Origin of the sequence: Bacteroides sp. AM32-11AC (genome assembly GCF_003603515.1) — a bacterium.
GTDB lineage: Bacteria > Bacteroidota > Bacteroidia > Bacteroidales > Bacteroidaceae > Bacteroides > Bacteroides uniformis.
In genome coordinates this window covers 293,713-310,269 of the sequence record NZ_QTNH01000002.1, presented here as the reverse complement: position 1 = coordinate 310,269, position 16,557 = coordinate 293,713, and the positions used below count along the sequence as shown (strand labels likewise).

The window sequence follows — 16,557 nt, the reverse complement described above, 5'->3', positions numbered from 1 at the left end:
AAATAAAGACAATATGAAAGTAACAAAAATATTGATAGCAATGCTTGCTTCAGCCTTCATCGTTACTGCATGCGATCCTATCGAAGACGAAGACTTGCGAGACAAATATGTGACTGATGCCGGTACACCCATAACCAAAGAGGCATTACAAGCCGCCATATCCATTACCCAACCCTTCCCCAACCAAGACGGAGTAGTGGAAGGCGACCAGTATATAGCCCTGAAAAACTCCCGCCCGGACATTGGCGGTTCATGGCACATAGAATGGGGGGGCGAAGGAAGTAAACAAAGTAAGACTCTGGTCACGGACAACGCTACGGTCATCATGGAGTCCAATGCGGACTATTCCATCTACTATATGGGCATTTCCGCCAATCAGATTATCAAGACAGATCCGGTTGTAGTGACTGTGACCAATGTATTCGACGATTGGTCCACTTACTTCACCGGTGCAACCGACAAGAGTGACAAATCTGCCAAGAAGACCTGGAAATTCCGTGAAGTCAGCTGGGGGTCCGTCTGCAATATGGGGGCTCATGGAGGCTGGAAATATACCAGTGCAGGCTATACTCCCGAATCAAATTTTGCCTGGTGGGCCAATGTCACTGCCGCCGAAGCGGGAGACCAGTCCATGGTATTCGAATTCGACGGAAACAAGATGAAAACCTATGATGCCAGCGGAAACCTGAAGGCAGAAGGTACTTTCTCCTTCACACACGAAAAACCGGAAGACGGAGTACTGGGTGAACTGATAACAAGTATCCCCACCATCGGAGGAAATTATGACGACAACGGACAAAGCGTAGGCAGCAACAAATTTTGGCTGCTGACACTGGATGAGAACTATATCACAATCTATCATCCCGGCAAGTATAGCGGTGGTGTGGATTGGGACGACAGCGGCTGGTATGCTTATTTCAAGACTGAAGCAGAAACCGATTCTGAATAATATGCACTCTCTATGAAAAGGAAACTGCTATTTATAATAGCTACTGTCTTTCTAGTAGCCGCATGTCACAATGACGACTACATGCCCGGACTGCCAGCTCCGGGAAATGAAGACAACGAGACCGAAATGGCCGAGCAGGTTGCAGGCCGGGTTGCATTGGGCTACGTCACTTATTATGGCACATCCATACCCGATGCCAAATACCTGACCCACATAAACTACGCTTTTGCAGAATTATATGTTAAAAACGGAATTTATGAAAAGTTTGGCCTGCAAGGTGATAAATCCCGTTTTGATAAGGTAAAGAAAATAAAGAGCCAGTATCCACATGTGAAGATATTACTCTCTTTTACCAATAGCGTTTCCAATACTGACAATTCCCAGGACGGAGGTTTCTCCGCCCTGGCGAAGAGTCCGGAAATGCGCAAGCAATTCGCACAAGACTGCAAAGCCTTTGTTTCGAGTGAGGGCATAGACGGTATTGACATTGACTGGGAATTTCCCGGTATGACCTTCGGCAGCAATGCCTATGACGAGTTGGTAGATGTGGAAAACTTCACCCTATTGATGAAAGACCTGCGTGCAGCGTTGGGGCAGTCCACCCTATTGACCTATGCAGGTTATTGCATGGACAAGCGTCCCCAAGGCGAAGGCTATAAATATATTGATGTAAAGGCCGTAGACCCGTATGTAGATTTCGTCAATATCATGGCCTATGATCTGGTTGATGCCCCCCAGCATCAATCAGCATTGAACAAGCCAAGTAATTACTGGGACTGCCAGCGTTCCGTAGACGAATACCTGAATGCAGGGGTATCTGCCGACAAATTAGTGTTGGGAATTCCGTTCTACGGAAGAGCCGATTTCAATGCCGGCGGCAGCATCAATTATCGGGATATTCTCAACCTGAGTAAGGATGACGGCTATGTCATCGAAAATTGGGATACAGAAGGCAATGTCCCCTATGTCACCAAAAACGGCAGTTTCTACTGTGGTTACGACAATCCCCGCAGTATTGCCGCAAAAGGTGAATGGATATTAAAAAATGGCATGAAAGGCATGATGTTCTGGGATTATGAAGGCGATGACACCATGGGAACTCTACGCAAAGCGCTGTGGAATGCCGTCATGAAAAAATAAGTAACTTAACACACATTCTCAGGAGGTTATTCCGGAAATTAGGGTAAGGGTAATTTTGCATACGATCTTCATTCAAGGCAAGAATACTGACGGAATAACCTCCTTTCCTCCTCCAAGACTACAAAACCTTTTTTCATTTAAGTTGTTGAAAGCACATTCATCAAAACCTAACTTAAATGAAAACAATCTTAAAAGCAATGTTTCTGTTGTGCGTAGCCGGACTTCCCTTGTCCACTATCCATGCACAAAAAAAAGAGATTATCGATGACGAAGCTCCAAACGGCATTGTCATAGTTACCATCGACAAAGCGGGCGACGAGATTATCCGCATCATGAATGAGTCACAATTGCCTTACATCCATGACCCGAAAGCTCCCCGCTTCCTATTGATGGACAAACAAGGCAAATTCGCCCTGGGTATCGGAGGGTATGTCCGTGCCACCGGCGAGTATGATTTTGGAGGTATTGTGGATGATATTGACTTTGTTCCTGCCAACATTCCAAGCAGTAGTAAAATCAAAAATCAATTTCAAATGGATGCCAGTACGGCCACTATCTTTCTGAAATTAGTCGGACACACCCGGCTATTGGGTGACTTCACAGTCTATACAGCCGGAAATTTCCGAGGAGGAGACAAAACATTCCAGCTACGGAATGCTTATATGTCATTCCGAAATATAACGGTGGGATATACTTACGGCGGTTTCATGGACTTAGGCGCCCTCCCCTCCACCATTGACTTCCAGGGGCCCAACGGTGCCACGTTCTACCGCGCTACACAATTGTCATATACTTATAAAGGGCTGAAAGACTTTCGTTTCCAAGCTTCCATCGAGGCGCCTGCCGTTGACGGCACAACAAGCAGCCAATTCGAAATTGCCCAGCAACGCATGCCGGACTTCACAGCTTCGGCACAATACAGTTGGAACAGCAGCAGTCATCTGCGTGTAGGAGGTATCATCCGCAGCATGACATATACCAGCACGGAAAGGGACAAGGCTTCCAGCGTCACCGGATACGGTGTACAAGCCTCAACGACCTTTAACCTCGGTAAAAAATGGCAGGCATTCGGACAAATCAACTATGGTAAAGGTATCGGGCAATACCTGAATGACATCAGTAATCTGAACGTCGATATTGTCCCCAATCCCGAAAAGGAAGGCAAAATGCAGGCATTGCCCATGCTGGGCTGGTATGCAGGTCTACAATATAACATTTCTCCAAAGGTATTCCTTTCAAGCACTTACAGCATGTCCCGCCTTTACTCTGAAGACGGTTATCCCAACGACCTGCCAAGTACCTACCGCTACGGACAGTATTTCGTAGCCAACGTATTCTGGAACGTAACCCCGAACATGCAGGTAGGCGCTGAATATCTGCGTGGCTGGCGCACCAACTTCGACAATTCCACCAACCATGCCAACCGTATGAACCTGCTTGTACAGTATTCTTTCTAATCCAATATAAAATAAGAAAGAAGCCGCCTCAAATCGATATTTGAGACGGCTTCTTAATATATAAAGGTAGGATTGTGAAATCAGAACTTATAGTCAACACCAAGACCAAACACTTTATTAGTACGGCTATAAACATTCTTGGTGGTTTCACTTATCTTCTTTGTATAATCATCATAGTTTGTCCAAAAATAGGCTATATTCATAGTCAAATGCTTTGTCATTTTGATGGCAGCACCAAACCCCAGTGAATAAGAGTCACATGAAAAACTTATATCACTCTGAAAATCATCAGCCAAGCCATAATCTGTACGCTGATAACCACCACTGATGGTCAGCTGTTTAGCTATATCCCATTCTGCACCAATCAAAATTTCATGTGTGCCATGCTTCAACGCTTTCTGCTTATCATTGGCCATCCCTGCCGCTTTATCAAAAAAATGGTGATATTCCAGCGTTGCACGAAGCGTAGGAAGGAATTCATAACCAACAGCTGCAGTCAATAATGCAGGGATATCACTCGGAGTATTCACACCATCCTTATAGTCAGCCAAAGGATTCCCTTCATCTCCCATAGCAGTTCCCATTGCACGCACTTCAGCTTTTTTGGTTTTATTTTCGAGATTAAGACTTGTCATAAACTCGTACTTCAACCCAATATTCCATTTGCCCAACTTCACATCAGCTCCCAAGATAGGGGTCAATCCCCAGCCGGTCTGGTCGCAGTCTAAATCGATACCAACCAATTCCATGCCACCATAAGTAGGAATATTACTGTGTGCTGTTGCAGTCAGAAATCCTTCATACCCACCGGTAAAATAATTCATACGTCCACCGGCAAACACACCTAACCAATCATTAACTTGATACGACAACCCCAATTGCACACCATAAATAAACTGGCTTCCATCCATTGCACTATTGATAGAATACATATTGGGAGTGATTTGACCACCCGAAATAGTATGGACTTGTCCCATCACCATTGAATCGAACATACCCAAACCATCATCAAACGATGCCTTACCACCACCACCTACAACAGCAAAGCTACCAGAAATAGTCCAGTCTCCTTTTTTATATGCACCTTGAAAACTAGGAATGAAAGGAGCAGAAGCTTTTCCTTTATAATAACGTGTATTCCCATCTTCAATAAACAAGGGAAATGTCGCCTTTATGTTACGAGTCTGATAAGCACTTTGTCCATTCAAAGACAAATAGAGACCATCTTCCGGCAAGAAGGCCAAACCGGCCGGATTAGAATAGACACCGTCAATATCAATGGAAGCACCACGCGCTAACATTCTAAGAAAAGATACATGCTGATTTGTATTTGTTAGGATACCACCCGCAAAAGTTGGAATTGAAACGATTAACATCGCAATGCCAATCAACGAAAATTTTCTCATCTAAATCTTTTTTAATTGTTTTCGGGCGCAAAGGTACAATAATATTGCACATGAAAAAGAATTTTGTGCATAAAGTTATCCTAATATAGAACTTTAATTGAAATACCAAATAGTTTCTGATGAAACAAATAGAAATAATTATCATTTTATGAATCCTTCCGGCCACTGAACCATATCAACTTTCCACTTGTTATCTCCCTATAATTATGTAACATTTTAAAAAACAACAAATCCCATGGCATACACTATCGCATTTTTTGGCAGCAAACCTTATGATGAAGCGTCTTTCAACGAAAAAAACAAGGAATATGGTTTTGAGCTCCGCTACTATAAAGGGCATCTTAACAAGCACAACGTTATTTTAACCCAAGGAGTAGATGCAGTCTGTATTTTCGTGAACGACACGGCCGATACCGAAGTTATCCGTCTGATGGCGGACAATGGTGTGAAATTATTGGCGTTGCGCTGCGCCGGCTACAACAATGTAGATTTGAAAGCGGCTGCCGACTGTGGCATTACCGTAGTGCGCGTCCCCGCCTATTCCCCTTATGCCGTGGCAGAGTATACCGTTGCCCTAATGTTATCCCTCAACCGTAAAATCCCACGAGCCACCTGGCGGACACGGGACGGAAATTTCTCGCTGCACGGGCTTCTGGGCTTCGACATGTACGGAAAGACAGCAGGCATCATCGGTACGGGAAAAATTGCCAAGAAACTGATATGTATCCTGCGCGGATTCGGCATGAATATCCTTGCCTACGACCTCTATCCCGACTATAATTTTGCCCGTGAACACCAAGTGGTATATACCAGCCTGGATGAGCTTTATCACAATTCGGATATCATCTCCCTGCACTGCCCGCTGACTGAGCAGACCAAATATCTCATCAACGACTATTCCATCAGTAAAATGAAGGACGGAGTAATGATTATCAATACCGGACGTGGACAACTCATCCATACCAACGCCCTGATTGAAGGACTGAAAAACAAGAAAATCGGCTCTGCCGGCCTGGATGTGTACGAAGAGGAAAGCGAATATTTCTATGAAGACCAATCGGACAAAATCATTGATGACGATACCCTGGCGCGGCTACTGTCCTTCAATAATGTCATCGTCACTTCGCACCAGGCCTTTTTCACACGCGAGGCACTGGCAAACATTGCTTCGACAACGTTGCAGAACATCAAAGACTTCATGAACCATAAGCCACTGGAGAACGAGGTCAGGGCATAGTCCACTCATTTATAAATTATTAGACATCAGTTTTTAAACTTTATAGCTTTCCAAAGCGTTACTAGTACATAAACCATTTTAAGAAAAGGAATAAATTATGAAAAAAGTTATAGATAAATCAGACAGCAGAGGTCATTCCCTATATGATTGGCTTGACAGCCACCACACCTTCAGTTTTGACGAGTATTACAATCCCCGCCGGATGAATTTCGGCGCCTTGCGTGTACTGAACGACGACCGTGTGGCTCCGGGAAAGGGCTTCGGCACACATCCTCATAAAAATATGGAAATCATCTCCATTCCCCTGAAAGGGAAACTGAAACATGGGGACAGTCATCAGAACAGCCGCGTCATCACTCCGGGAGATATACAAACCATGAGCGCCGGCACCGGCATCTACCACAGCGAAATGAACGGCAGTGACACTGAAGCGGTAGAATTCCTGCAAATCTGGGTGATGCCCGAAAAGCTGAACACACCACCCGCATACCAGGACTTCGACGTACGTCCACTCCTGCGCAAAAATGAAATGGCACTAATAGTATCCCCTGACGGCGATGCTCCTGCCAGACTGCTACAACAGACCTGGTTCTCTATCGGTGAAATAGAAGCCGGAAAGAAGATTGACTACCACATGCACCAATCGCATTCCGGTGTATACATCTTCGTAATGGAAGGTGAAGTCAAAGTGGACGGCACAATACTCTCACGCCGTGACGGAATGGGAGTATACGAAACCGGCAGTTTTGAGCTGGAAACATTGAAAGACTCTCACATTCTCTTCATAGAAGTACCGATGTAGCGTGCTTTTGCATAAAATAACAGCTTAAACCGGAAGTTTGTGTAGCGTTTTTTGTAATATTGCGCTATAATTCAATCCGTAAATGAAACTTGATTACATCTACCATAGCGGCTTCGCGATTGAAGCGGACGGAGTGACGGTCATTATCGATTACTATAAAGATTCCTCGGAAGAGGTTTTCAATAAAGGTATCGTGCACGACTATCTCTTGGAAAAGCCGGGCGTACTCTACGTACTATGCTCGCATTTCCATCCCGACCACTTCAATCGCGAAGTTCTTTCATGGAAAAAACTGCGGCCCGACATCCGCTACATATTCTCCAAAGACATCCTGAAGCACCGCCGCGCCTCAGCGGAAGATGCCACCTACATCAATAAGGGCGACACCTACGAAGACGAACATATCCGTATCCAGGCCTTCGGTTCTACCGATGTGGGTATCTCCTTCCTGATAAACCTGCAGGGCAGACGGCTGTTCCATGCCGGTGACCTGAACAACTGGCACTGGAGCGAGGAATCTACTCCGCAGGAAATACGCAAGGCCGAAGGTGACTTTCTGGCCGAAGTGAGAGAGCTGCAGCAAACTGCACCTGCCGTAGATGTAGCCATGTTTCCGGTGGACAGCCGTATCGGAAAAGATTATATGCGTGGAGCAGAACAATTCGTGGAACGAATAAAAATCACTATATTTGTACCGATGCACTTCAGCGAAGATTATCAGGGAGGCAACGCCTTCCGGCAGTTTGCCGAGAGCAAGGGATGCCGCTTTCTGAGCATTGCACACCGTGGTGAAAGTTTCGAACTCCCCAACTTGTAGCCCATAATTCGTAAATTAATAATTAAAACACATACTATTATGAAAAATTTGACACAACTTCTTTTTACACTGTTTTGCCTTTGTTTGCCGGCCATGCTGCAGGCGCAGGATAAGGACGACAGTAAATATCTGGCCGGTGCTGTTCCCGAGGTGGACGGCAAAGTGGTATTCACCAAAGAATTCAGCATCCCCGGCATGTCTCAGGATGAAATCTACGAACGTCTGCTCGGCTGGATGGATGCCCGTCTGAAAGAGAATGAAAATACCAGCCGTGTAGTATTCTCAGACAAAGAGAAAGGACAGATTGTAGGTATCGGGGATGAATGGATTGTATTCAGTTCTACGGCTCTGTCATTAGACCGTACCAAAATCCTTTACCAGCTGACTGTGACCTGCCAACCCGAAAAGAGCGTGCTCGAAGTAGAAAAGATACGGTTTAACTACCGCGAAGGAAAAGAAAAATATACCGCCGAGGAGTGGATTGTAGACAAGTATGCCTTGAACAAGGCGAAGACCAAACTGGTACGCGGACTTGCCAAGTGGCGCAGAAAAACCGTAGACTTCGTTGATGACCTTTGCCTGGGAGCAGCAGAAGCATTGAGCGCCACCACTGCCAAAGCTCCGGTAGAAGAAAAGAAGGAAGAAAAGAAAGAGGTGAAGGCTGTCGTCAATTCCGGTCCGACGGTAATCACCCCGAAGAAACAAGTTACCGTGGAACCTGCCCAGGCTGCTGAAAAGGCATCCGAAGGCATCGTGAAAGATGCCCAAGTCATCGAAGTGCCCCAAGTCAAGAAACCTGCCGCACTGGTTCCTGCCCAAAAGAGCCAGCAGCAAGAATACAAGACCATAGCCCCCGAGCAATTGTCAGCCGATGCCATCCAGACCGGAGCAGGCAAATTGGTTATCGTCATCGGCCAAGAGCCTTTCAACATGACCATGATGACAGCAAACTCCGGAGGTTCTTTGGGCAAAGTCAACGGCAAACCAGTTGTATTCAGCATACTGTCGCCCGACCAGCCGTATGAACAAATGGAAAAAGCAGAAAGCTATACCATCCGTTTCTATCCTACGGGACAGACAGAGCCTACGGTCATTCTGGAATGTAAGAAACTGCCTTCACCGGCAACGATGGAAGGTATGCCACGCACGTATGTAGGCGAAATTCTGAAAGCAATGGTCAAATGACCGCACACGCAGACTGCAAATTGTAAATAATCAAATCAGAAATAAACAAATGGAAATAAAAAGTAAATTCGACCATTTTAATATCAATGTCACCAACCTGGAACGTAGCATCGCATTCTACGAAAAGGCACTGGGCCTGAAAGAACATCATAGGAAAGAGTCGTCCGACGGCTCTTTCACTCTGGTCTATCTGACCGACGGCAGTACCGGCTTCCTGCTGGAACTGACCTGCTTGAAGGAGCACCCACAAGCCTACGAATTAGGAGAGAACGAGAGTCACCTCTGCTTCCGCGTATCCGGCGATTACGACGCCATACGCCAATACCATAAGGAAAACGGATGGGTATGCTTCGAAAACACAGCAATGGGACTGTACTTTATCAATGACCCGGATGACTATTGGATTGAGGTACTGCCGGAGAAATGATATTCTACTTTATTAAAACAACGAAATATATGAGTATAGAAGAAGCGATGATGGGTGGTATTGTCTTCAAAGGCAAAAAGGACAAACCTAAAGAAGAAAACAAGATAAAGACCAAAGCCAAGAAGAAAACCTACATTACCGGGCAACACGGTTCCGCCTCAGCCAAAATGAAAGCAGAAATCCGCCGCAAACGCGCTAACAGACATAAGAAATGATAAATACAGCCTTATTGCCTGCCGACAAGGACCCGATGGGCACAGCCATAGCCGATTACTTCAAACGGCATAAAGCCGACCGCCTACGCGTGTTCTCTTCACAATTCGATGAGGACGAAATTCCCGTCGAAGAGCTATTCCGCACAGAAAAGCAAATGCCCTTGCTGGAGCGTACTGCTCTGCAAATGGCGACCGGAAAGATTCTGGATGTGGGTGCCGGTAGCGGTTGCCATAGCCTTACCCTGCAAGAAGCCGGAAAAGAGGTCCATGCCATCGACATTTCCCCGCTTTCCGTGGAGGTGATGAAGCAGCGAGGTGTGCGTAGCGTATCACAAACCAATCTGTTCAATGAACAGTTTGCCGATGAATACGACACTATCCTGATGCTGATGAACGGTTCCGGCATTATCGGAAAGTTGGAGAATCTGCCTGATTTTTTCCGGAAGATGAAGCTGCTGCTCCGGCCTGGAGGCTGCGTTTTAATGGATTCCAGCAACCTGAGCTATCTGTTCGAAGAGGAAGATGGCAGTATTGTTATCGACCTTGCCGGTGATTACTACGGAGAGGTAGACTTCCAGATGCAATACAAGAATGTCAAAGGCGACTCCTTTGACTGGCTCTACATCGACTTCCAAACCTTGAGCTTCTATGCCGCAGAAAATGGCTTCAAAGCAGAGCTGGTGAAAGAGGGTACACATTATGACTATCTTGCCAAACTATCCCGACAAGCATAAAAGTGAAGTGCCCCCTAAAAGTTAGACAAAAACTTTTAGGGGGCACTTCCTTTTTTATATCTTGCCTATTCCTACTATTCAGAAAGCATTCCGTCAATCTCCTTCACCAGAGAAGCAAATTCTTCAGGGTTATACAGACGTGTCAGCTTCACAATACGCCCTTCCTTATCAATCAGGACATTGCGTGTGATACCTGCCTTGCGGAGCGCATACTTCGCAAATATATCCGCTCCCGGGTCCAGACCCAAAGGATAGGTCACTCCGGTTGACTTACCAAAAGCAATCACTTTCTCCAACGGCTCGTCACGGTCGATGCCAATCAGCATAAAATCCGGATTCGACTTATGCTTCAGCCATATATCCTTCTCAATGAAAGGCATCTCCTTACGGCACACTCCACACCAGCTTGCGGTAAACTGCAACATGACCACCTTCCCACGAAGTCCCGAAAGGGTAATGCTTTTCCCATCCGTCAGCTTCACTGTAAAATCTGGAGCCATCTCCCCTACCTTAACGATGTAGCCGGTACTGTCCGCCACTACATCCTGCGCCTTGCCTGCCATGCTGCACATAGCAAACAGACAGAAAATCAGAAATCCAACTTTTTTCATTTTATTCAATCTTTAATAAGTAAGCTGTAACTATTCAGCGAATGATATTTTATAGAATGGGCAAACAATTCCCTATAACAAAAAACTCCGAAACACTTTTAAAAAGCAGTTTCGGAGTTTTATTCTTCGAGGTACCTGGCAGATTCGAACTGCCGTACACGGTTTTGCAGACCGCTGACTAAGCCACTCATCCAAGGTACCGGTTCTTACAAGAACTCTTTATTTCTTGTTTGCGGATGCAAAGGTAGCACTTTTTTTGAAACTACCAACTATCCGCAACAACTTTTCTTCTTTTTTTTCGTCACTCCACTACACTCTGCACGCTTCTTATCATACAAATTCTTTAGTTCACAGCCACTTGCACAGCTATCACACGGATTATCATTTTCTTTGACCCTATGAAAAAAAGAATAAATACTCATGCCAATCCGCACAGCGCAGAACAACAACAATAAGGCTACTACCCACTCCTGCCAACTATTCATCATAAAAACAGACCTCCTATCTGATAAATTGCAAAAGACATCAGCCAGGCCAGCGCAGTAGTATAAAGCCCCGCAAACACGGCCCACTTCCAACTGCCCGACTCCCCTTTAATGGCTGCCAACGTGGCGATGCACGGAAAATAAATCAGCACAAACACCATGTAACCGAAAGCCACCAGGGGCGTTATCGGAATGCGTTCACCCAAGCTTACGGCATCTGCCTCGGCATCGTCGGCATAAAGCACTCCGAGCGTGCTTACCACCAGCTCCTTGGCGCCCACGCCGGAAAGGATGCCGATGCCCAGCTTCCAGTCGAATCCCAACGGTTCGATGACCGGTTCCATGGCTTTACCAATCCGGCCGATGTAGGAATTCTCCTGCTGTTCCGTCACACTTTCATATTCATCGTGGTTGGGATAATATCCCAATGCCCAGATAACGATGGATGCCACCATAATGATGCCTCCCATCTTGCGGAGATACTGCGCCCCCTTCTCCCACGTATGGCGGAAGATGGCCTTGGACGTCGGCATACGATAAGGCGGCAGCTCCATGACAAACGGCGTATCGTCTCCTTTCACCAGGAAGCGGCAGAAAAGACGTGCCATGACCACTGCCAACAGAATGCCGATGGCATAGATTACTAACAGCACAAAGCTCGCATTGTTCGGGAAGAAGGCGCCTACCAGCAATAAATAGATGGGTAGACGGGCGCTGCACGACATCAGCGGATTGATGAGCATCGTCACCAGACGGCTCTTGCGGTTCTCTATGGTACGCGAAGCCATGATGGCGGGCACATTACACCCAAAGCCCATAATCAGCGGAATGAAGGACTTTCCATGCAAACCCATCTTATGCATAATCTTATCCATGATGAAAGCGGCACGCGCCATATAGCCCGAGTCCTCCATCAAGGAAATGAAGAAATAGAGCAACAGAATATTCGGCAGGAATACAATGACGCCTCCCACACCACCGACAATACCATCCACCAGAAGGTCCTTCAGCGGTCCTTCGGACATGTTGTCGCGTATCAGGTCGCCCAATTCGCCTACCAGCCATTCAATCCCCTGCATAGGATAGTCGCCCAGCACAAAGGTGCCTTCGAACATCAGATAAAGGAAAAGGAAAAAAATGGGATAGCCCCATACGCGGTGGGTAACGATTGAGTCTATGATTTGAGTGGTCCGCGACGTATCCTGATGATTGTCCACATAGGTCTCGCGCAGGGCACCGGCTATGAAACCATACTTGGCATCGGTGATGGCCTGCTCGCTCTCCTCGTTCACCACCTCGGCAATCCGTGCCTCTTCCCGGTCGCGGACGGCAAGAATTTCCTTTCCGTTAGGCAGCTCCTCCACAATCTTTTTCAAGTCTTCGTCGTTCTCCAGCAGCTTGATGGCAAGGAAACGCGTGGAATATTTGTGACGAATGTTCTCATTGACGCTGATGACGCGCTTCACCTCCTCAATGCTACGCTCCAACTCTGGACCGTGATTGATGTGGATATGGCGGAAAAAGCCGCGCGGCTGTTCCACCTCTTCTTTATGGCTGCCGAAATCATGGTCGGGAACATACTCCTGATGCCAGCTGCGAAGGTCATTCAATATCTCGCTGCGTATCCTTCCTTTATGGTCGAGGAAATCGCACCCTTCGTAAATATTGATAATCACATGAAACAGCTGTTCGATGCCCTTCCCGCTACGGCTGACCGTAGGCAACATCGGGACTCCGAACAACTGGCTGAGCTTTACATAATCCAGCGTGTTTCCACTGGCTTCCAGCTCATCGTACATGTTCAGTGCAATCACCATGCGCACGTTCATGTCAATCAGCTGGGTGGTGAGATAAAGATTGCGTTCCAGATTGGAAGAGTCCACAACATTGATAATGATATCCGGCGTTTCATTGATGATGTGCCGACGAACATAGATTTCTTCAGGGGAGTAGGCCGAGAGGGAATAGGTTCCGGGAAGGTCGACAATACGGAAGTGATAGCCCTGGAAGTCAAAATACCCCTCCTTGGCATCTACCGTAACGCCACTGTAATTGCCCACATGCTCGTGCGAGCCGGAAGCGATGTTGAAAAGAGAAGTTTTACCACAGTTGGGATTTCCCACCAAAGCCACATTTATAGTGCGGCGTTTGCCGAGGGCCAGTTGCTTCAGCTCATCTTCGCCCAGATGCATGTTTTCGCCCAGCCCCTCGTGGTAATCGGGTTGCACAGCCTGCTCCTTGGCTTCCTGCTCACTGATAATCTCTATCATCTCAGCCTCCTGCCGACGAAGAGAAATCTCATATCCCATTACTTTGTATTTGATAGGGTCACGTAACGGAGCATTCAGCAAGACCTCCACTGTTTTACCTTTAATAAATCCCATTTCCACAATCCGTTTGCGGAAACCGCCGTGTCCCAGCACTTTTACGATTACACCTTTTTCACCGGTATTCAATTCGGACAAACGCATAGTCTTTCTGCCTTTCTTTTCTATTTTGGGGGCAAAGATAACACTTATGGCTACAAGGTACAAATAATTTAGAATGTTTTTAAATAAGAGACACTAAACAATAATTCCCAGAAGGCAGAACATTATATCCAGAGATACTAAATCGTAATTTTACCACAGCTTTGTTCTTTTCTTACCACAGCTGTGGTAAGAAAAGAACAAAGCTGTGGTATGCATAAAACACAACTGTAGTAAGATTAGCTTTTAGCAAATACGACCTTAGCCGATAAAGATTCTGAAAATAGATACTTGCAGATATGGCAATAAAAATCGTTTGCACTATCTTTGCACCACTCTATAAGTTGAATATGCAGAAGGTAGTACAATACATCGAGCGCCACAAGCTCTTCTCGCCGGACGACAAGATACTTGTGGCACTGAGCGGCGGGGCGGACTCCGTGGCGTTGCTGCGCCTGCTCCTCAGCCTGGGATACACATGCGAAGCCGCCCATTGCAACTTCCATCTGCGCGGAGCGGAATCCGACCGCGACGAGCACTTTGTACGCCAACTCTGCCTGGAGCACCGGGTGACGCTGCACACCGTCCACTTCAACACGGAGCAGGAAGCAAAGGAACGGCATATCTCCATCGAAATGGCTGCAAGGGAATTGCGCTACGCGTGGTTCGAAAAAACAAGGGAAGCATGCAGTGCAGCCGTCATTGCCGTCGCCCACCATCAGGATGACAGTGTGGAGACATTGCTGCTCAATCTAATTCGCGGTACCGGCATCAACGGGTTGCGGGGCATACGCCCCCGAAACGGACATATAGTCCGCCCCTTGCTCTGCCTGGACAGAAAGGAAATCACCGGTTATCTGGAAAGTATCGGGCAATCCTACGTGACGGACAGCACCAATCTGCAGGACGAATATACCCGCAACAAAATACGCTTGAACCTGCTTCCCATGATGCAGGAGATAAACCCCTCCGTCAAGGAAAGCATCCTCAAAACGGCAGAGCATCTGGACGATGCGGCCTCTATATATAATATAGGTATAGAAGAAGCCAAACTGCGGGTCAAGACATCGGAAGGCATAAGTATCAACGCCCTGAAGCAAGAAGCGGCATCGGAAACGGTCTTATTTGAGATCCTGCATCCGCTCGGGTTCAACGCCGCACAAGTAAGGGACATCTGCCGGACATTGGACGGACAGCCCGGCAAAGTCTTTGCCACCCCCGGCTGGCGTGTCATCAAAGACCGCGGCTCGTTGTTGATAGAACCCGTACAGGAAGCCGTAAAGCCGTTATTGGAAATGAAAGAGCATCCCTATGCACCGGATTTCATGATTCCACGCGACAAAGCTACCGCCTGCTTTGATGCCGACAAACTCCAGCATCCCCTATCACTGCGCCTTTGCAGGCAGGGAGACAGCTTCGTGCCCTTCGGCATGAAAGGCCGGAAGAAGGTAAGCGACTACCTGACCGACCGCAAGTTCTCCCTTCTGCGCAAAGAACGGCAATGGGTGCTTTGCTGCGGAGATGACATCATCTGGCTGGTGGGAGAACGGGTGGACAACCGTTTCAGAATAGACGAAAAAACCCGGAAAGTGTTGGTCGTATCAACCATCGACCAGTAGCCATCACAGAATGATTCTGTCCTCCTTCTGTTTCTTGAAGCAATCGGAAAGCAATACGGCAAACGGCGTGTCATACGTGCGCGCCTTCTGCGGACAGCCTTTCACACAAGCACAACATTTGATGCATTTCTCTGCAACCGTATTGCACTCGTCTCCTTTTATAATGGCTCCTGCAGGACAATGCTTCACGCAATATCCGCAATGCGTACAACGTTCCGCATCTACTTGCGGAGTGCGGGGCATAGGCACCCCACTCTTACGCAACTTGACGACTCTGCGCAAAAAGCGGAGCAACGGGAAGAAAGGCTGGCGCGGACGCTGGATACGGGTCACATCCACCCCATACAGTTTCTCCATATCTTCGGCCGCTGCTATTTTAGCACGTATCTTTTCACCAAAAAGCTTTGCATACTCCAAGTCGTCCGCATCCGGACGTCCGGCCGCCACCGGATATTTCTCACTGCTATAAGAATGCTCGCCTACAAACGTGGCGCCTGCAATTACCTTGAAGCCCAACTTCGTGACAAAAGCATCCAATTCCACCAAAGCCTTCTCATAGGCCCGGTTGCCGTAAACCACCACAACCACGGCAGGTGCACCGTCAGCATGAAGCTTCTTCATTCTCTCCAATGCCAAAGGAGCCACATGACCGCCATATACGGGCACCGTGATGACCGCCAAAGCATGGGAAGGCACCTCCCTTTTACCCGCCGCCTCCAAGGTGAGGTCCACTTTGGAGACAGACGAAATTCCCGTTCCGTGAACAATTGCCTCTCCCACTTGTTTAGAGGTACAAGTAGGTGAAAAAGTTATCAACTGTACTTCATCTATATTCATAAACCAATCCTTCATGTTGTTGTTAATACAGCAAAGATAAAGTTTTAAATTTAAAAAAAAGATGATTTGTTTATGAAACCAAAAATATTTATTACCTTTGCACCGTTGAAACATTCTGCGACTTCTTGCTGTGGCGAGAATTGTTTATCAGATTTCCGGTTCAATAAT

General features: G+C 47.0%; 16 protein-coding genes and 1 tRNA gene. 11 read left to right on the top strand and 6 right to left on the bottom strand.

Annotated features, from left to right (window positions below; genetic code table 11):
- The first annotated feature begins 13 nt into the window (after nucleotides 1-13).
- From DW800_RS03265 to DW800_RS03255, 3 genes are all read left to right on the top strand, one after another.
- Complete coding sequence (locus DW800_RS03265; protein ID WP_016274291.1) at nucleotides 14-949, top strand: hypothetical protein; 936 nt, start codon at nucleotides 14-16, stop codon at nucleotides 947-949.
- Nucleotides 950-961: 12 nt separating this feature from the next.
- Complete coding sequence (locus DW800_RS03260) at nucleotides 962-2,089, top strand: glycosyl hydrolase family 18 protein (RefSeq protein ID WP_016274290.1); 1,128 nt, start codon at nucleotides 962-964, stop codon at nucleotides 2,087-2,089.
- Nucleotides 2,090-2,265: 176 nt separating this feature from the next.
- Nucleotides 2,266-3,546, top strand: a complete 1,281-nt coding sequence (locus DW800_RS03255; RefSeq protein ID WP_034522666.1) for a hypothetical protein — start codon at nucleotides 2,266-2,268, stop codon at nucleotides 3,544-3,546.
- 80 nt (nucleotides 3,547-3,626) lie between these two features.
- Here the strand turns inward: DW800_RS03255 and DW800_RS03250 are convergent, their stop codons facing one another.
- Nucleotides 3,627-4,952 carry an OmpP1/FadL family transporter gene (locus tag DW800_RS03250; RefSeq protein WP_005831520.1) on the bottom strand — a complete coding sequence of 442 codons (1,326 nt, stop codon included), beginning with the start codon at nucleotides 4,950-4,952 and terminating at the stop codon, nucleotides 3,627-3,629.
- Nucleotides 4,953-5,187: 235 nt separating this feature from the next.
- Between DW800_RS03250 and DW800_RS03245 the strand changes: the two genes are divergently transcribed.
- The 7 genes from DW800_RS03245 (at nucleotide 5,188) to DW800_RS03215 (ending at nucleotide 10,369) form a co-directional block, all read left to right on the top strand.
- Nucleotides 5,188-6,189, top strand: coding sequence for a 2-hydroxyacid dehydrogenase (locus DW800_RS03245; protein WP_087331978.1), 1,002 nt, complete (start codon nucleotides 5,188-5,190; stop codon nucleotides 6,187-6,189).
- A 97-nt stretch (nucleotides 6,190-6,286) separates the two neighbouring features.
- Nucleotides 6,287-6,991 (top strand): pirin family protein, encoded by a 705-nt coding sequence (locus DW800_RS03240; protein WP_117703173.1) that lies wholly within the window; start codon nucleotides 6,287-6,289, stop codon nucleotides 6,989-6,991.
- Between the two features lie 82 nt (nucleotides 6,992-7,073).
- The gene (locus DW800_RS03235; RefSeq protein ID WP_061412169.1) at nucleotides 7,074-7,808 is read left to right on the top strand and encodes an MBL fold metallo-hydrolase; all 735 of its coding nucleotides are present in this window, start codon (nucleotides 7,074-7,076) and stop codon (nucleotides 7,806-7,808) included.
- 39 nt (nucleotides 7,809-7,847) lie between these two features.
- A complete protein-coding gene (locus DW800_RS03230) occupies nucleotides 7,848-8,993 on the top strand; it encodes a DUF4468 domain-containing protein (protein ID WP_044468423.1) in 1,146 nt (381 codons plus the stop codon).
- Between the two features lie 49 nt (nucleotides 8,994-9,042).
- Complete coding sequence (locus tag DW800_RS03225; protein WP_025834860.1) at nucleotides 9,043-9,420, top strand: VOC family protein; 378 nt, start codon at nucleotides 9,043-9,045, stop codon at nucleotides 9,418-9,420.
- Nucleotides 9,421-9,449: 29 nt separating this feature from the next.
- Nucleotides 9,450-9,635, top strand: a complete 186-nt coding sequence (locus DW800_RS03220; protein WP_008664928.1) for a hypothetical protein — start codon at nucleotides 9,450-9,452, stop codon at nucleotides 9,633-9,635.
- A complete protein-coding gene (locus DW800_RS03215; RefSeq protein ID WP_119957802.1) occupies nucleotides 9,632-10,369 on the top strand; it encodes a class I SAM-dependent methyltransferase in 738 nt (245 codons plus the stop codon). The genes DW800_RS03220 and DW800_RS03215 overlap by 4 nt, the downstream gene beginning before the upstream one ends.
- A gap of 74 nt (nucleotides 10,370-10,443) precedes the next feature.
- Here the strand turns inward: DW800_RS03215 and DW800_RS03210 are convergent, their stop codons facing one another.
- From DW800_RS03210 to feoB, 4 genes are all read right to left on the bottom strand, one after another.
- Nucleotides 10,444-10,980, bottom strand: coding sequence for a TlpA family protein disulfide reductase (locus DW800_RS03210; RefSeq protein ID WP_005831535.1), 537 nt, complete (start codon nucleotides 10,978-10,980; stop codon nucleotides 10,444-10,446).
- 129 nt (nucleotides 10,981-11,109) lie between these two features.
- Nucleotides 11,110-11,181, bottom strand: a tRNA-Cys gene (locus DW800_RS03205).
- Between the two features lie 68 nt (nucleotides 11,182-11,249).
- The gene (locus tag DW800_RS19870) at nucleotides 11,250-11,468 is read right to left on the bottom strand and encodes a hypothetical protein (RefSeq protein WP_081030723.1); all 219 of its coding nucleotides are present in this window, start codon (nucleotides 11,466-11,468) and stop codon (nucleotides 11,250-11,252) included.
- Nucleotides 11,465-13,936, bottom strand: a complete 2,472-nt coding sequence (gene feoB / locus DW800_RS03195; protein WP_117866772.1) for a ferrous iron transport protein B — start codon at nucleotides 13,934-13,936, stop codon at nucleotides 11,465-11,467. The genes DW800_RS19870 and feoB overlap by 4 nt, the downstream gene beginning before the upstream one ends.
- Nucleotides 13,937-14,283: 347 nt before the next feature.
- Here feoB and tilS point away from each other — a divergent pair, with 347 nt between their 5' ends.
- The gene (gene tilS / locus DW800_RS03190) at nucleotides 14,284-15,552 is read left to right on the top strand and encodes a tRNA lysidine(34) synthetase TilS (protein WP_119957834.1); all 1,269 of its coding nucleotides are present in this window, start codon (nucleotides 14,284-14,286) and stop codon (nucleotides 15,550-15,552) included.
- Nucleotides 15,553-15,555: 3 nt separating this feature from the next.
- Here tilS and DW800_RS03185 read toward each other — a convergent pair whose 3' ends face one another.
- Nucleotides 15,556-16,389: a 4Fe-4S binding protein gene (locus DW800_RS03185; protein ID WP_057089127.1), complete on the bottom strand. Its 834-nt coding sequence runs from the start codon at nucleotides 16,387-16,389 to the stop codon at nucleotides 15,556-15,558.
- Nucleotides 16,390-16,557: the final 168 nt, after the last annotated feature.

Coding starts and splice junctions, on each gene's coding strand:
- DW800_RS03265 (WP_016274291.1), top strand. CDS start 14: ATGAAAGTAACAAAAATATTGATAGCAATGCTTGCTTCAGCCTTCATC.
- DW800_RS03260 (WP_016274290.1), top strand. CDS start 962: ATGAAAAGGAAACTGCTATTTATAATAGCTACTGTCTTTCTAGTAGCC.
- DW800_RS03255 (WP_034522666.1), top strand. CDS start 2,266: ATGAAAACAATCTTAAAAGCAATGTTTCTGTTGTGCGTAGCCGGACTT.
- DW800_RS03250 (WP_005831520.1), bottom strand. CDS start 4,952: ATGAGAAAATTTTCGTTGATTGGCATTGCGATGTTAATCGTTTCAATT.
- DW800_RS03245 (WP_087331978.1), top strand. CDS start 5,188: ATGGCATACACTATCGCATTTTTTGGCAGCAAACCTTATGATGAAGCG.
- DW800_RS03240 (WP_117703173.1), top strand. CDS start 6,287: ATGAAAAAAGTTATAGATAAATCAGACAGCAGAGGTCATTCCCTATAT.
- DW800_RS03235 (WP_061412169.1), top strand. CDS start 7,074: ATGAAACTTGATTACATCTACCATAGCGGCTTCGCGATTGAAGCGGAC.
- DW800_RS03230 (WP_044468423.1), top strand. CDS start 7,848: ATGAAAAATTTGACACAACTTCTTTTTACACTGTTTTGCCTTTGTTTG.
- DW800_RS03225 (WP_025834860.1), top strand. CDS start 9,043: ATGGAAATAAAAAGTAAATTCGACCATTTTAATATCAATGTCACCAAC.
- DW800_RS03220 (WP_008664928.1), top strand. CDS start 9,450: ATGAGTATAGAAGAAGCGATGATGGGTGGTATTGTCTTCAAAGGCAAA.
- DW800_RS03215 (WP_119957802.1), top strand. CDS start 9,632: ATGATAAATACAGCCTTATTGCCTGCCGACAAGGACCCGATGGGCACA.
- DW800_RS03210 (WP_005831535.1), bottom strand. CDS start 10,980: ATGAAAAAAGTTGGATTTCTGATTTTCTGTCTGTTTGCTATGTGCAGC.
- DW800_RS19870 (WP_081030723.1), bottom strand. CDS start 11,468: ATGATGAATAGTTGGCAGGAGTGGGTAGTAGCCTTATTGTTGTTGTTC.
- feoB (WP_117866772.1), bottom strand. CDS start 13,936: ATGCGTTTGTCCGAATTGAATACCGGTGAAAAAGGTGTAATCGTAAAA.
- tilS (WP_119957834.1), top strand. CDS start 14,284: ATGCAGAAGGTAGTACAATACATCGAGCGCCACAAGCTCTTCTCGCCG.
- DW800_RS03185 (WP_057089127.1), bottom strand. CDS start 16,389: ATGAATATAGATGAAGTACAGTTGATAACTTTTTCACCTACTTGTACC.